This is a genomic window from Saccharopolyspora sp. CA-218241 (assembly GCF_050954615.1).
GTDB classification, from domain to species: domain Bacteria; phylum Actinomycetota; class Actinomycetes; order Mycobacteriales; family Pseudonocardiaceae; genus Saccharopolyspora; species Saccharopolyspora cebuensis.
Genome location: NZ_CP191860.1, coordinates 1,666,043 through 1,680,921 on the forward strand (window position 1 = coordinate 1,666,043; position 14,879 = coordinate 1,680,921).

12 protein-coding genes are annotated in these 14,879 nt (G+C 73.7%); 5 read left to right on the forward strand and 7 right to left on the reverse strand.

Features of this window, described 5'->3' with window-relative positions; genetic code table 11:
* Positions 1-103: 103 nt before the first annotated feature.
* The 4 genes from ACQP0T_RS08155 (at position 104) to ACQP0T_RS08170 (ending at position 4,829) form a co-directional block, all read left to right on the forward strand.
* Positions 104-1,129, forward strand: a complete 1,026-nt coding sequence (locus ACQP0T_RS08155) for a 6-phosphofructokinase (RefSeq protein WP_433872013.1) — start codon at positions 104-106, stop codon at positions 1,127-1,129.
* A 182-nt stretch (positions 1,130-1,311) separates the two neighbouring features.
* On the forward strand, positions 1,312-2,787 hold the full coding sequence (locus ACQP0T_RS08160) for an MFS transporter (protein ID WP_433872014.1): 1,476 nt from the start codon (positions 1,312-1,314) through the stop codon (positions 2,785-2,787).
* Positions 2,788-2,902: 115 nt separating this feature from the next.
* Positions 2,903-3,358: a pyridoxamine 5'-phosphate oxidase family protein gene (locus tag ACQP0T_RS08165; RefSeq protein ID WP_433872015.1), complete on the forward strand. Its 456-nt coding sequence runs from the start codon at positions 2,903-2,905 to the stop codon at positions 3,356-3,358.
* Between the two features lie 82 nt (positions 3,359-3,440).
* Positions 3,441-4,829 carry a class II 3-deoxy-7-phosphoheptulonate synthase gene (locus tag ACQP0T_RS08170; RefSeq protein ID WP_433872016.1) on the forward strand — a complete coding sequence of 463 codons (1,389 nt, stop codon included), beginning with the start codon at positions 3,441-3,443 and terminating at the stop codon, positions 4,827-4,829.
* A 136-nt stretch (positions 4,830-4,965) separates the two neighbouring features.
* On the opposite strand, the gene mptB is transcribed toward ACQP0T_RS08170, so the two are convergent.
* Both mptB and pknB read right to left on the reverse strand, forming a co-directional pair.
* Positions 4,966-6,510, reverse strand: coding sequence for a polyprenol phosphomannose-dependent alpha 1,6 mannosyltransferase MptB (mptB, locus tag ACQP0T_RS08175; RefSeq protein WP_433872017.1), 1,545 nt, complete (start codon positions 6,508-6,510; stop codon positions 4,966-4,968).
* A gap of 158 nt (positions 6,511-6,668) precedes the next feature.
* Entirely contained in the window at positions 6,669-8,630 is a 1,962-nt protein-coding gene (gene pknB, locus ACQP0T_RS08180) for a Stk1 family PASTA domain-containing Ser/Thr kinase (RefSeq protein WP_433872018.1), read from the reverse strand.
* A 257-nt stretch (positions 8,631-8,887) separates the two neighbouring features.
* Here pknB and ACQP0T_RS08185 point away from each other — a divergent pair, with 257 nt between their 5' ends.
* A complete protein-coding gene (locus tag ACQP0T_RS08185) occupies positions 8,888-9,253 on the forward strand; it encodes an Rv2175c family DNA-binding protein (RefSeq protein WP_345365211.1) in 366 nt (121 codons plus the stop codon).
* 52 nt (positions 9,254-9,305) lie between these two features.
* Here ACQP0T_RS08185 and crtI read toward each other — a convergent pair whose 3' ends face one another.
* From crtI to ACQP0T_RS08210, 5 genes are all read right to left on the reverse strand, one after another.
* The gene (crtI, locus tag ACQP0T_RS08190; protein ID WP_433872019.1) at positions 9,306-10,766 is read right to left on the reverse strand and encodes a phytoene desaturase family protein; all 1,461 of its coding nucleotides are present in this window, start codon (positions 10,764-10,766) and stop codon (positions 9,306-9,308) included.
* On the reverse strand, positions 10,766-11,893 hold the full coding sequence (locus ACQP0T_RS08195) for a polyprenyl synthetase family protein (RefSeq protein ID WP_433872020.1): 1,128 nt from the start codon (positions 11,891-11,893) through the stop codon (positions 10,766-10,768). Before ACQP0T_RS08195 ends, crtI begins: the two co-directional genes overlap by 1 nt.
* A gap of 104 nt (positions 11,894-11,997) precedes the next feature.
* The gene (locus ACQP0T_RS08200) at positions 11,998-12,768 is read right to left on the reverse strand and encodes an ABC transporter ATP-binding protein (RefSeq protein ID WP_433872021.1); all 771 of its coding nucleotides are present in this window, start codon (positions 12,766-12,768) and stop codon (positions 11,998-12,000) included.
* A gap of 64 nt (positions 12,769-12,832) precedes the next feature.
* On the reverse strand, positions 12,833-13,861 hold the full coding sequence (locus tag ACQP0T_RS08205) for a FecCD family ABC transporter permease (protein ID WP_345365219.1): 1,029 nt from the start codon (positions 13,859-13,861) through the stop codon (positions 12,833-12,835).
* Positions 13,858-14,859: an ABC transporter substrate-binding protein gene (locus ACQP0T_RS08210; protein ID WP_433872022.1), complete on the reverse strand. Its 1,002-nt coding sequence runs from the start codon at positions 14,857-14,859 to the stop codon at positions 13,858-13,860. Before ACQP0T_RS08210 ends, ACQP0T_RS08205 begins: the two co-directional genes overlap by 4 nt.
* Positions 14,860-14,879 lie beyond the last annotated feature (20 nt).

A 14,879-nucleotide genomic window follows, 5' to 3' on the forward strand; every position in this document is an offset into this window, starting at 1 on the left:
CCAGCGGACGCGCGGTGATCGGCCGATTACTTGCTGCACCGATCCAGTCCATGACAGGCTGTCGATCCGGGGGAGACCTGGATGCTGACGGCTGGAGGCTGGAATGCGTGTCGGAGTGCTCACCGGCGGTGGGGACTGCCCGGGGCTCAACGCGGTGCTGCGAGCGGTGACCCGCAACGGGATCTCGATCCACGGTCACGAGATCGTGGGATTCCGCAACGGCTGGCTCGGCCCGCTCGAAGGGCTGACCACACCGCTCACGCTGGATTCGGTGGAGGAGATCCTCAACCGGGGCGGCACGATCCTCGGCTCCTCGCGCACCAACCCGTACAAGGTGGACGACGGCGTCGCCCGGGTGAAGGCGACGCTCGCCGAGCACGGGGTGGACGCGCTGATCGCGATCGGCGGCGAGGACACCCTGGGCGTCGCCGAGCAGCTCACCCACGACGGCGTGCCGGTGGTCGGGGTGCCCAAGACGATCGACAACGACCTCGGCGCCACCGACTACACCTTCGGCTTCGACACCGCGGTGCACATCGCCACCGAGGCCATCGACCGGCTGCGCACGACCGCTGAATCGCACCACCGGGCGCTGGTGGTGGAGGTGATGGGGCGGCACGCGGGCTGGATCGCGCTGCACTCCGGCCTGGCCGGCGGGGCGAACGTGATCCTGGTGCCGGAGCAGCCCTTCAGCGTCGACAAGGTCTGCGACCTGGTGCGCCAGCGGTTCGAGCGGCAGTACGCGCCGATCGTCGTGGTGGCCGAGGGCGCGGCGCCCGCGGGCGGGGAGGAGCTCCTGGCCACCGGGGAGCGCGACGCCTTCGGCCACGTCCGGCTCGGCGGCGTCGGCACCTGGCTGGCCGACGAGCTCGCCGAGCGCACCGGGCAGGAGTCCCGGGCCGTGGTGCTCGGCCACACCCAGCGCGGCGGCCCGCCCACCGCCTACGACCGGGTGCTGGCCACCCGGTTCGGGCTGCACGCCATCGACGCCGTCGCGGCGGGCGAGTTCGGCAGCATGGTCGCGTTGCGCGGCACCGACATCGTCCGGGTGCCGCTGCGGGAGGCGACCGCCGAGCTGAAGACGGTGCCGCCGGAGCGCCTGGCCGAAGCCGAGGTCCTCTTCGGCTGAGGACCGCCGCGGTCCCGCCGGGACTGAGACGTTCGCCGCATCCGGCCGGGCATCGGCACCCGGGGTGTCCGGCCGGTCACGCGGCGCCGAGACCGGCTGTTCCACGATCTGGACCGGGGTGTCCCACGAGGTAGCGTCGCCCGTCGCGAAGCCAACGGCGCGACACCTGGAAGGGGCTCCCCGTGTCCACGCAACCTGCCGCCGAGCGCGAGACCGTGCTCATCCGCTCGGCCCGGGACGTCACCGAGCTGGTCAACTCCGGCGCGGCCCGGGGCAGCCACGCGAAGATGATCGTGCTGCTGGCCCTCGGCGGCATCTTCCTCGACGCCTACGACCTGACCTCGCTGGCCTACGGCATCACCCAGATCCGGGAGGAGTTCGGCCTCTCCCCGGCGGGCGCGGGCGCGGTCACCGCGTCGATCAGCATCGGCGCGATCCTCGGCGCCTGGCTCGGCGGCGTGCTGGTGGACCGGCTCGGCCGGTACCGGGTCTTCATGGCGGACATGCTGTTCTTCGTCGTCTCGGCGATCGGTTGCGCGCTGGCGCCCAACGCCGAGGTGCTGATCGTGTTCCGGTTCCTGATGGGCATCGGGGTCGGCATGGACATCCCGGTGGCGATGGCGTTCCTCGCCGAGTTCTCCCGGCTGCGCGGCAAGGGCAGCAAGGGGTCGCGCACGGCCTCCTGGTCGCCGGCCTGGTACGTGGCGACCAGCGGTTGCTACCTGGTCATCCTGGCGCTGTACTTCCTGCTGCCCGACTCGCAGCACGACCTGCTGTGGCGCTTCACGGTCGGCTTCGGCGCGGTGCCCGCGATCGTCATCCTGCTGGTGCGCAACAAGTACATGAACGAGTCGCCGTCCTGGGCGGCCAACCAGGGCGACCTGGAACGCGCGGCCCGCATCCTGCGGGACTCCTACGGGGTGAACGCGGTCGTCGCCGAGGACGCCGAGCGGCCGAAGCGGGAACCCGGGTCGCGAGCCTCGCTGCACCAGTTCCGGACCCTGTTCGCGCGCCGGTTCCGGCCCCGCACCGTCCAGGCGCTGGCGGTGGCGCTGGCCCAGACCTTCTCCTACAACGCGGTGGCCTACGGCCTGCCGATCATCATCGCGAGCCTGCTCGGCCAGGGGGACCTGAGCACGATCTCGGCGTCCCTGGTGCTCAACCTGGTCTTCGCGGTGACCGGCGGCCTGCTCGGGATGCGGCTGGCGAACTCGGCGGGCGCCTGGCGGATGACGTTCTGGGGCTTCGCGGTCCAGCTCACCGCGCTGGTGGTGCTGGCCGTGATCGGCGATCCCTCGTCGACGGCCTGGGTGCTGCTGGCGCTGTTCGCGCTGGGCGGCTTCATGTTCGCCCAGGGGGGCGGCCCCGGCGCGAACTTCATGAACTTCGCGTCGCTGAGCTACCCGACCGAGCTGCGCGGCACCGGCATCGGCTTCAACCAGGGCACGCTGCGCGTCGGCTCCACGCTGTCGCTGTTCTTCTTCCCGGTGCTCAGCGCCTCGTTCGGCACCGGGGTGTTCTGGGTGATCGCCGCCGCCCCGCTGCTGGGCATGGTCGCCCTGCTGGCCAAGCGCTGGGAGCCGGTCGGCTACGACGCCGACGCCGTCGAGCACGAGTACCAGCAGCGGCTCGCGACCCCGGAACCCGCCCGCGGCTGACCCCGGCGACGGGCGCCGCCGAAGACCTCAGCGGCGCCCGTCCACCCACACCGGCGGGCGTTGACGGGGCGTCGCTGCCCGGCGAGGACCGGTCCCGGCCGATCGGAGGACGACGATGTCGCGACGTGACCGGATCACCATGACCGAGGCCGAGATCGACGGGTTCATCGCCGCCCGGCGGGTCGTGGTGCTGGCCACGGTGAAGCCCGGCGGACGGCCGCACCTGGTGCCGATGTGGTTCGTGCCCGACGGGCCGCGCATCGAGGTGTGGTCCTTCGGCAAGTCGCAGAAGGCGGTGAACCTGCGCCGCGATCCCAGGGCCACGCTGCTGCTGGAGGCGGGGGAGAGCTACGACCAGCTCCGGGGCGTGTCGCTGGAGTGCTCGGTGGAGGTGCTCGACGACCCGGCCGAGGTGCGGCGCATCGGCGCCGGGCTGGCCCGCCGCTACGCGGGGGCGCGGGAGCGCGAGGACCCGGAGGAGCTGCGGAAGCGGGCGGCGAAGCGGGTCGGGCTGCGCTTCACCCCCACCCGGACCATCAGCTGGGCCCACCGCGAGCTGGCGGACGGCTGAATCGAGCTGCCCTGGACCATCCGGGCTGTGGGTCACCTCTCCCACGTGAAAATCGGTGGCGTCGAACCCCTATTCTGGTGGGGTGAACTGGAGCGTCGACGTCCCCGTTGATGATTTGCCGGACCTGCCTCCGCTGCCGCAGGAGATGCGCGACCGGCTCGACGATGCGCTGGCCCGGCCCGCCGCGCAGCAGCCCGCCTGGCCCGACGCCGGGCAGGCGGAGCAGGTGCGCAAGGTGCTGGAGAGCGTACCGCCGGTGACCGTGCCGACCGAGGTGGACCGCTTGCGGGACAACCTCGCCGCCGTCGCGCGCGGGGAGGCGTTCCTGCTCCAGGGCGGGGACTGCGCCGAGACCTTCGCCGACAACACCGAGCCGCACATCAGGGGCAACATCCGCACCCTGCTGCAGATGGCCGTGGTGCTGACCTACGGCGCGAGCATGCCGGTGGTCAAGGTCGGCCGGCTGGCGGGCCAGTACGCCAAGCCGCGCTCCAGCGACACCGACGCCCTGGGCCTGCCGTCCTACCGGGGCGACATGGTCAACTCGTTGCAGGCGACCGAGGACGCCCGGCGGCACGACCCGTCGCGGCTGATCCGCGCCTACGCCAACGCCAGCGCCGCGATGAACCTCTCCCGCGCGCTGACCAGCGCCGGGATGGCCGCGCTGACCCAGGTGCACGACTGGAACAAGGACTTCGTGCTGAACTCCCCGGCGGGGGAGCGCTACGAGTCGGTGGCCGCCGAGATCGACCGGGGGCTGCGCTTCATGGCGGCCTGCGGCGTCGACGACAGCAGCCTGCACGGCGTCGAGTTCTACGCCAGCCACGAGGCGCTGGTGATGGACTACGAGCGCGCGATGCTCCGGCTCGACACCAGCGGGCCGACGCCCCGGCTCTTCGACCTGTCCGGGCACTTCCTGTGGGTGGGCGACCGGACCCGCCAGCTCGACGGCGCGCACATCGCCTTCGCCGAGCTGATCTCGAACCCGATCGGTCTGAAGATCGGCCCGAGCACCACCCCGGAGCAGGCCGTCGAGTACGTCGAGCGGCTGGACCCGAACAACGAGCCGGGCCGGCTCACCCTGATCAGCCGGATGGGCAACGGCAAGGTCCGCGACGCGCTGCCGCCGATCGTGGAGAAGGTCACCGCCTCCGGCCACCAGGTCATCTGGCAGTGCGACCCGATGCACGGCAACACCCACGAGGCCAGCACCGGCTACAAGACCCGGCACTTCGACCGGGTCGTCGACGAGGTGCAGGGCTTCTTCGAGGTGCACCACCGGCTGGGCACCCACCCCGGTGGCATCCACATCGAGCTGACCGGTGAGGACGTCACCGAGTGCCTCGGCGGCGCCCAGGACATCTCCGACACCGACCTCGCCGGCCGCTACGAGACGGCCTGCGACCCGCGCCTGAACACCCAGCAGTCGCTGGAGCTGGCGTTCCTGGTCGCCGAGATGCTCCGCCACTGACCCACCCGACCGGCGCCCGGTTCCGGCCGCCGGTCACCCGCAGGAGCGTTGAGTGAGGGGCACCCTTGTCCAAGTAACTTGGCAAGGGTGCCCCTCACTCATCTCCCGTTCGGGTGAGGTTCTTCCGGGGTGGCCGTCAGCCGCCGCGCGGTCGCCTGCCGAGGAAGTCGTTGAAGCCGAGCGGGTCGTAGCGCAGCAGCGAGGCGGAGCCGAGGACGGCCGCCGCGATGCCGACCGCGACGAACGGCCAGTGGTACATCGCCTGTTCGCCGTCCGGGTAGTAGGCCAGCACCAGCGCGATGGAGGCGCCCACGACGTAGGACAGCGCGCGCGGCGTCCAGGGCAGCGCGCAGGCCAGTGCCAATCCCCAGGTCAGGTACCAGGGCAGCACGGTCGGCGACAGCAGCGCGGCGGCGACCAGCACGACGGCCGCCCGGCGGATCGCGGTCACCCCGCCCGCGCGGGCCTGCCACCACTGCCAGCCGATGACCGCGGCCAGCGCCAAGGACCCGACGGCGCGCCCGAAGTCGACGAACGGCCAGGTGTCGACGTCGGCGAACAGCGATACCAGGGTGTGCAGCACCTGCCCGAACCCGGTCGGCGCGGACAGGTAGTTCACGATCATGCCCGGCGCGGACAGCGCGGGCAGCCAGCCGAAGCCCACCTTGGCCAGCGCCATGCAGGAGCCGAAGACGGCGGCGAAGATGCCCAGCGCCGGGACCACCGCGCGGACGAACCGCTGCCGGGGCGAGCCCGCCAGGTGCGCGGCCCACACCCACACCAGGAACGGCAGCACCAAGCCGCCGGTCGCCTTGATCGCCATCGCGGCCGAGGCCAGCCCGATCCCCCAGCCGTGCCTGCCCTCGAGCACCAGCAGCGTGCCCAGCAGCAGCAACCCGATCATGAGCAGGTCGTTGTGCGGCCCGCCGACCAGGTGCACCACCGTCATCGGGCTCGCCGCGACCAGCCACAGCGCCACCGGGAGCCGGCCGCCGAGGTGGGCGACCAGACCGGGCAGCGCGAGCACCACCATCGCCAGCCCGGCCAGCAGCACCAGCCGCATCACGATCACGCTGGCGATGACGTCGTGCCCGGCGAGCAGGATGACGCCCTTGGCCACGCCGATGAACAGCGGCCCGTACGGCGCGGGTGTGGTCTGCCAGGTCGGGTGGACGTTCTCCGGGATCGGCCCGGCCAGCACCGAGGGCCCCACCGCGTACGGGTCCAGGCCGTGCAGCGCGAGCAGGCCCTGCCCGAGGTAGCTGTAGACGTCCCGGGTGAACAGCGGCGGCGCGGGCAGCATGGGCAGCAGCCACGCGCCCGTCGCCAGCAGCACGCCGCGGGCGTCGACGAGGTGGGCCAGCACGCCGCGCCCGAGCCGCACCCAGGCCCACACCAGCAGCGCGAACCCGGTGTAGACGACGGTGACGGCGAGGTCCCGGCCGTGCCCGTAGCGCAGCGCGGACAGCGGGCCGGAGCCGAGGACCGGATCGTGCACGAGCGTGCCGCCCGCGCCGATCGAACCGATCAGCAGCAGTGCGGAGCCGACGGCGCCCAGTGCGATGGTGCGCAGCGGCAGCGGACCGCGCAGCAGGCGTCCGCCGAGGTCGAGAACGCCGGTGGCCCTGCCGACCCCCGCGGGCCGACCGCTCGCCGACGTGGCAGGTGCAGTCGGGGACATGGTGCGGCCAATATTTCCACACCGAACGGCCGGTGCCCGCGCGACCAGCCCAAATCCCCCGTTCCGGGGTTATCCGACGATCTTCCCAGTCGCCGTCGCCGCTGGTCAACAGGGTGCCGGGAGGTCGTTACGGACCTACCTTGAGATCATCATCACGCTCAGAAGGCGGTCACCCGAACCGTCGAGCCCGGCTCCACCCGGCTGCCCGGTGTCGGGAGCTGGCCGAAGATCCGCATGTTCGGCCGGTTCCACAGCGCGTTGACGTCGAGCACCAGCCCGCGTTCGGCCATCACCTGCTGGGCCTGCTCCACGGTGGTGCCGTTGAGGTCGGGCACCGCGACCGCGTTGGACAGCACCACGCCGATCCGCGGACTGCCCGCGAGCCGCACCTCGGTGCCGGCGCCCGGATCGGTGGTGATGACGTGCCCGCCCTCGACGTCGGCGTTGAACTGCTGCCCGGCCTCGAACGGCGTGAACCCGGCGTTGCTCAGGATCGCGAACGCCTCCTCCTTGCTGGCACCGCGCACGTCGGGCACCGGGACCGGCGGTGGTCCCCGGCTCACGATCAGGCGCACCTCGGAGCTGATGTCCAGCCGGGTGCCCGGTGCGGGATCGACCCGGATCACGCGTCCTTCGGGCACCGACTGGTGGTACTCGTCGGCGGACTCGTCGTGCATGGGCTGCAACTTGGCGTTGCGGATCTCGATTTCCGCCTCGGCGAGCGGCGTGCCCTCGGCGATCGGCGGCACCGCGGGCTTGCCCAGCGAGACGACCAGCGCGACCTCGCGCTCGGTGGAGACCTGGGCGCCCTGCTCCGGTGAGGAGCTGATCACCACGCCCTCCGGCACGGCGTTGTCGTGCTCCTTCGTGACGGTGGAGCGCAGGCCCGCGGCCTGCAACGCCTGCTGCGCCTCGGCTTCGGGCTTGCCGACGAGCTGCGGCACCTGGACGGAGCTGCCGCCGGTGCCCAACCAGAACGCGACGCCACCGACGAGCAGGGCCAGCACCGCGACGACGGCGGTCCAGGCCACGACCGCTCGCTTGCCCCGGCGGCGCTCCTGCTCGCGCGGCGAAGGACCGGCGGCGACGGCGCCGAACTCCTGGGTGCGATCCTCCTCCTCGGCCGGGCGGGGCCGTTGCAACGCGCGGGTGCCCTGCGGTCCGGCGGCGGGCACGTCGCGGACCGCGGCGAACTGCTCGGTCGGCGGATCGCCCTGCTCCGGCGGCGGGTGCTGGGCGGTGGGCAGCACGGTGGTGCGCTCGGCGCTGCTGGGCACCGGCACCGGCACCGGGGCGATGCCGAGCTCCTCGCGGACCCGGCGCACCTCGGCGAGCATCGCGGCGGCGTCGGCGGGACGCGCCTGGGCGTCGCGGCGGGTGGCGCGGACCACGAGCTCGTCCAGCGCGGGCGGGACGCCGTCGACCTGCGTGCCCGGAGCGGGCACGTCGTCGTTGACGTGCCGGTAGGCCACCGACAGCGCGGTGTCCCCGACGTAGGGCGGGTGCCCGGTGAGCATCTCGAACAGCACCACGCCCGCGGCGTAGACGTCGGTGCGCAGGTCGGCGGCGCCGGTGGTGACCTGCTCGGGGGAGAGGTAGGCGACGGTGCCGAGGATGACGCTGCCGCTCGTGGTGCCCGCCGAGGCCGCCGCGCGGACCAGGCCGAAGTCGGCGACCCGGACGGTGCCGTCCTCGCCGATCAGCACGTTCTCCGGCTTGACGTCGCGGTGCACCATGCCCGCGCCGTGCGCGGCGGCCAGCGCGGAGAGCACCGGTTCGAGCACGCTGAGCGCCAGCGGCACCGGCAGCCTGCCCCGGTCCACGATGAGGTCGCGCAGCGTGCAGCCCTCGACGAGCTGCATCACCAGGAACACGTGGTCGCCGTCGGCGCGGCGGTCGACGCCCTGGTCGTAGACCGCGACGATGTTCGGGTCGTGCAGCCGGGCGGCGGCGCGGGCCTCCGACTCGAAGCGCTCCACGAAGGAGCGGTCGCCGGAGTACTGCTCGTCCATCACCTTCAGCGCCACCGGCCGGTCGAGCCGGGTGTCGAGCCCGCGGTAGACGGTGGACATGCCGCCCCGGGCGATCAGCGAGTCGACCCGGTACCGCCGCTCAAGCATGGCGCCGACGAGGTTGCCCCCTCGACCGGACCGGTTCTCATGAGTCATCTGCCGCCAACCGCCGGGTAGTCGTTCCGCCACGATTGTGGCAGGTGAGGGATCGAAGGCCCGGTCGAGGGCGGCGGCTGCGGTCGATGTCGGGGCACGACCGCCCATCGTAGGGGTGCCGCGGCGGGCCCGGTGCCCGATCCGGTGGATCGACCACCACCCCGTCCGGTGCTCGGCGACCGTCGGGCCGATGTGGCATCGTGTGCGGCGTGAGTGCGATTCCCGCTGCCCAGGATGTGCTCGCTCCCGACGTGGAGCTCACCCCGCTGCCCGAGGTCGCCCGGCGACTCGGCCGGTCGGTCACCCGGGTGCACCAGTTGATCCGCGATGGCCACCTGCTCGCGATCCGGCGCGATGGCGAGCTCGGTGTCCCAACGGCGTTCTTCGCCGAGACCGACATCGTGAAGGGCCTGCCCGGCACGATCACGCTGCTGTTCGACTCCGGCTACCACCCCGACGAGATCCTGCGCTGGCTGTTCACCGCCGACGACACGCTGCCCGGCACCCCGATCGACGCGTTGCGCGGGGACCGGGGCAGGGAAGTCAAGAGGCGCGCTCAGGCGATGGGGTTCTGACCCCTCGCGCACCTTCCCGCCGCGCGGCCCCGCGGTCTCCGATCCGCCCTGGTCAGCCCGTGATCCGGCGGGCTGCGAGCTTGCCGGACAGCAGCACCGGGGGCACCCCCACGCCGGGAGTCGTGCCGGATCCCGCCAGCACCGCGTTGGGCCGCCCGCGCACCAGGTTGCGCGGGCGGAACGGCCCGGTCTGCGGGAAGGTGTGCGCGGCCGAGAACGGGGTGCCCGCCGCGTGGCCGCGCGCCGCCCAGTCGGCGGGGGTGACGAGTTCGCGCACGTCGAGCGCGGTGCCGAAGCCGGTGTACCCGCGCCGTTCCAGCACGCCCAGCAGTTCTTCCTGGTAGGCGGGGCCGATCCGCGCCCAGTCCAGCGGTCCGGTCGCCAGGTTCGGGCACGGCGCCAGCACGTAGTGCAGCTCGCGACCGGGCGGCGCCAGCCCGGGATCGGTCGCGGTGGGGCGGGTGATCAGCAGCGACGGGTCGGTCATCAGCCGCCCGTCCCGGATGATCTCGGTGAACGTCGAGCGCCACGCCGCGCCGAAGGAGATCGTGTGGTGGGCGTCGTCCCAGCTCGTCGTGGTGCCCGCGTGCAGCACCACCGCCGACGGCGACCAGCGCAACCGCCGCCGGGGCCGCTCGCCGAGCAGCCCCCGCGCGACCGGCAGGTCCGGGGTGAGCACCACGGCGTCGGCGGCGATCCGCTCGTGCCGGGTGCGCACCGCGGTGATCCGGTCGCCGCGCCGCTCCAGCGACTCCACCTCGGCGCCCCAGCGGAACTCGACCCCGGCGCGCCGCGCCGCGTCGGCCATCGCGGTGGGCACCGCGTGCATCCCGCCGCGCGGGAACCACACGCCGCCGATGGTGTCCATGTACGGGATCACCGCGTACAGCGCCAGCGCCCGGCGCGGGTCGAGCCCGGCGTAGAGCGCCTGGAAGGAGAACACCCGGCGCAGCCGCTCGTCGGTCAGGAAGCGGCCGATCGCGCGGTCGAGGCGGCCGAAGCCGCCCAGCGCGACCAGCCGGGCCAGCTCCGGCGAGGCCAGGTCCAGCGGGGAGTCGAAGTTCGCGTCGATGAAGCGGTCCAGCTCGGCCCGGTAGACCTCGGTGAGCCAGCGCCGCAGCCGCCGGTACCCGGCCGCCTCCCCGGGGCCGGCGAAGCGGCGGACCTCGTCCTCCATCGCCTCGCCGCCGGTGCGCACGTCGAGCACCGAACCGTCGGCGAAGCGGGCCCGGTAGGCCGGGTCGAGCGGGATGAGGTCGAGCGCGTCGTCGATCGACCCGCCCACCGCGCCCAGCGCTTCGTCGAGCAACTCGGGCATGGTGAGCACGGTGGGTCCGGTGTCGATCCGGTAGCCGTCGAGCAGCCGCAGCCCGGCGCGTCCGCCCGGGACCTCCTCCCGCTCGACGACGGTGACCCGGCGCCCGGCGCCCGCCAGGTGCAGCGCGCAGGCGAGCCCGGCCAGCCCGGCGCCGACGATGACGACGTGGTCGGTGCGGCTGGTGACGGTGCGCATCAGCGGGTGCGGTCGGTCACCGCGATGGCCAGCTCGGCGAGCTCGGTCGCGGCGGGCTCGGCGACCCCCGCGGAGCGCAGCGCTCGGATCGCCGACCCGGTCAGGTCGGTGATCCGCCGCTCCACCGCGTCGACCGCGCCGAGCCGGGTGAGCAGCCCGCGCGTCCGCTCGACCCGCGCGGGGTCCAGGTCGGCGTCGCCGAGCACGCCGCGCAGCTCGGCGAGCGCCTGCTGGTCGTCCTGCCGCCGCGCGCTGTCCACCGCTTCGGCGATGAGCACCGTCCGCTTGCCCTCGCGCAGGTCGTCCCCCGCGGGCTTGCCGGTCACCTCCGGATCGCCGAACACGCCCAGCAGGTCGTCGCGGAGTTGGAAGGCGACACCGATGTCGGCGCCGAAGCGGCCCAGCGATTCCAGCGTCGCGGGGTCGGCCCCGGCGAGCTGGGCCCCGAGCTCCAGCGGGCGCTGCACGGTGTAGGACGCGGCCTTGAGCTCGCAGATCCGCAGCGCGGCCTGCGGGGTCTCGTCGTCCCGGAACTGGCCCAGCACGTCGAGGTACTGCCCGGCCATCACCTCGGTGCGCATCGCCCGCCACGGCTCGCGGGCGCGGCGCAGCGCGTCGGCGCCCATCCCCGATTCCTGCACCAGGTCGTCGGCCCAGGCCAGGGCGAGGTCGCCGAGCAGCACGGCGGCGGCGGTGCCGAACGACCCCGGCTCGCCGCGGAAGTCCGATTCCTGGTGCAGCGCGGCGAACTCGCGATGCACGGTCGGGTGACCGCGGCGGGTGTCGGAGTCGTCGATGAGGTCGTCGTGCACCAGCGCGCAGGCCTGGAGCAGTTCCAGGGCGCTGGCCGCGCGCAGCGCCGCGACCGCCTCCGGGCCCTGCGCGGCGCCGCCCGCCGCGCGCCACCCCCACCAGGCGAAGGTGGGCCGCAGCCGCTTGCCGCCGCCGAGGACGAACCGGGCGAGCTTGTCCACCGCGGTCCCGAAGGCCGGGTCCAGGTCGGCGGCCTCGGCACGCCGTTGCCGGAGGTACCGGGTCAGCAGGTGCTGCACCGCATCGGGTAGATCGTGTTCCACGACGGCGTCCTCGTCGGTGCTGTTCTCGGTGGTCGGATGCGAAACGGGCACGCCACCATCCTCCGCGATGTCCGCGCGCCGCGGCTGGCGGGTCCCGCCGCGGCGCCCACGTCCGGGTGATCGGACACGGAGCGTGGTCGGTACCGATTCGTGCGTCACCGGCCGACCGGACCGCGGAATCGGATGTGCGGAGCGCCCTCCGGGGTCGCGACGACCTCGCAGGCCACGCCGTAGACCTCGGCGACCAGGTCCTCGGTGAGCACGTCGGCGGGGGCACCGGCGGCCACCGCCCGACCGCCGGCCAGCACCAGCAGCCGGTCGCAGTAGCCGGCGGCGAGGTTCAGGTCGTGCAGCGCGACCACGGTGGTCAGCGGCAAGGTGCGGATCAGCGCCAGCAGTTCGAGCTGGTGGGCGATGTCGAGGTGGTTGGTCGGTTCGTCGAGCAGCAGCTCGGAGGGTTCCTGGGCCAGCGCGCGGGCGATCTGGGTGCGCTGCCGTTCCCCGCCGGACAGCGCGTGCCACCGCCGCTCGGCGAGGCCGTCCAGCCCGGTGGCGGCCAGCGCCCGGCGCACCGCCGCCGCGTCGTCGGGATGTTCCCCGCCCCAGCCGGTGCGGTGCGGGGTGCGGCCGAGGGCGACCACGTCGCGCACCGACAGGTCCAGCTCGGTGCCGGACTCCTGCTCGACCACCGCGACCCGGCGGGCCAGTTCGCGGCGGCCGAACCCGCCTAGCTCCCGCCCGTCGAGCAGCACGTTGCCCCCGGAAGGCCGCCGCAGCCCGGCCAGCAGCCGCAGCAGCGACGACTTGCCGGACCCGTTGGGCCCGAGCAACCCGAGGGTGCGGCCGGGTTCGACCTCGGTGCTGATGCCGTCGACGATCAGCGCGCCACCGGCGTGCCAGGACAGCTCCCGGGTCCGGATGCTCATGCCCGCTCCTCCCTCGAAAACGCGTGGTGGGACCCGCCCGCGCAGCGGCGCCGGTGGCCGGACCTCACGTCAGGCCCCGCTTGCGCACCAGCAGCGCGGCGAAGACCGGCACGCCGACGATCGCGGTGATCACCCCGACCGGGACCTCCTGCGGCGCGGCCAGGGTGCCCGCCAGCGCATCGACCCAGACCAGCAGCAGGGCGCCGTAGACGGCGGACACCGGCAGCAGCGCGCGGTGCCCGGGGCCGACGACCAACCGCATCGCCTGCGGCAGCACCAGACCGACGAAGCCGATCGCCCCCGCCGCCGCGACCAGCGTCGCGGTGAGCAGGGCGGTGGTGACCAGCAGCAGCGCGCGCAACCGCGCCACCGGCACGCCGAGCGAGGCGGCCGCGTCCTGGCCGAAGGCGAACGCGTCCAGCCGCCCGGCCTGGGACAGGCAGACCGCCAGCCCGGCGGCGGTCACCGCGGCGGCGATCACCACGTCGGTCCAGCGGGCCCCGGCCAGCGAGCCGAGCAGCCAGAACAGCACGCCCTGGGTCTGCTCGGCGTCGGCCGAGGTCATCACGACGTAGGAGGTCAGCGACGAGAAGAGCTGGGTGCCCGCGACCCCGGCGAGGATCACCCGGCCGGTCCCGCCACCGGCCAGCCGGGCCAGCAGCATCACCAGGCCGAAGGCGATGAGCGCGCCGACGAACGCCCCCGAGGTCAGGCCGATCACCCCGGCGCCGAGGCCGAGGACCACCACCGTGACCGCGCCGGTGGAGGCACCCGCCGACACGCCGAGCAGGAACGGGTCCGCGAGCGGGTTGCGCAGCAGCGATTGCAGCACCGCGCCGCACACCGCGAGCCCGGCGCCGCACAGCGCGGCCAGCAGCGCGCGGGGCAACCGCAGCTCCCACACGATGCCCTGCGCTATCCGCGACAGGTCGGTCTCGACCCAGCCGAACCGGGCGGCGATCACCTCGACGACCTCCGCGACGCCGAGGTCGGCCGGTCCGGTGGTGATCACCGCGGCGATCGACAGCACCAGCGCGGGCACGCCGACCAGCACCAGCCCCGCGGCCCGGCCGGGACGCGGCGCGCGGCTCACCGCTGCCGGTCCAGCTCGACCAGCGCGTCGGCCAGGGCCTCGATCCCGTCGATGGTCTGCAGGCTCACGTTCAGCGCCGTGCCGGTCATCGGCAGCCAGCGCTGCTCGCGCACCGCCGGGAGCCGGGAGACGGCCGGGTCGCTGCGCAAGAAGTCGACCTTGGCCCGCAACGAGTCGCCCTCGCCGTCGCGGGTCAGATCACCGAGCACCAGCAGCGAGGGGTCGCGGGCGAGGATGTCCTCCCAGCCGATCTGCGGCCACATCGAGCGCTGGTCGGCGTAGGTGCCGCGGACCCCGAGGGTGCGCGCCATGATCGCCGGGGCGCCGGTGCCGCCCGCCACGTACGGGGTTTCGGTGCGGGCGAACCAGAACAGCACGGAGGTCTCCGGCGGCAGGTCCAGCCCCGCCACCTTCCGCTGCGCCGCCGACACCCGGTCGCGCAGGTCCGCGATCAGCGCCTCGCCGCGCTCGGGCACCCCGAACAGCGTCGCGATCTCCCGCACCTCGCGGTAGATGTCGTCCAGCACCACCGGTTCGGCCAGCGGCGCCTCCTCCGGCAGGCAGTTGCTCGGCGACAGGTAGGTCGGCACGCCGAGCTGCCCGAAGCGCTCCCGCGAGGCGATCCGCTCATCGGTGAAGACGGCTTGGTAGGCGCCCAGCACGATGTCCGGTTCGGTGCTCAGCACGGTCTCGAACGACGGGGCGTTGTCGGCCAGCCTCGGCACCTGCGCGTTGGCTTCGGCCAGGTCCGGGTCCACCGGGTCGGTCCAGGTCGCGGTGCCGACCATCCGGTCCTGCAGGCCCAGCGACAGCATGATCTCGGTGGTGCTCTGGTTCAGGCTCACCGCGCGCTGCGGCGGCTGCTCGACCACGACCTCCCGGTCGCAGTTGGGCACGGACACGGCGCCGGGTGCCGGTGCTCCGGCCTCGGGTGCGGCGCAACTGGTGAGGGCGAGGGTGGCGAGGCTGGTCAGGACCACCGCGCGGCGGGTGCGCAAGACTACCGTCCTTCGCTCGG

What these genes read in the sequence shown, in the direction of transcription:
- pknB (WP_433872018.1), bottom strand. Translation starts at nt 8,630, where the DNA reads ATGCTTGAGCGGCGGTACCGGGTCGACTCGCTGATCGCCCGGGGCGGC.
- ACQP0T_RS08200 (WP_433872021.1), bottom strand. Translation starts at nt 12,768, where the DNA reads ATGAGCATCCGGACCCGGGAGCTGTCCTGGCACGCCGGTGGCGCGCTG.
- ACQP0T_RS08155 (WP_433872013.1), top strand. Translation starts at nt 104, where the DNA reads ATGCGTGTCGGAGTGCTCACCGGCGGTGGGGACTGCCCGGGGCTCAAC.
- crtI (WP_433872019.1), bottom strand. Translation starts at nt 10,766, where the DNA reads ATGCGCACCGTCACCAGCCGCACCGACCACGTCGTCATCGTCGGCGCC.
- mptB (WP_433872017.1), bottom strand. Translation starts at nt 6,510, where the DNA reads ATGTCCCCGACTGCACCTGCCACGTCGGCGAGCGGTCGGCCCGCGGGG.
- ACQP0T_RS08165 (WP_433872015.1), top strand. Translation starts at nt 2,903, where the DNA reads ATGTCGCGACGTGACCGGATCACCATGACCGAGGCCGAGATCGACGGG.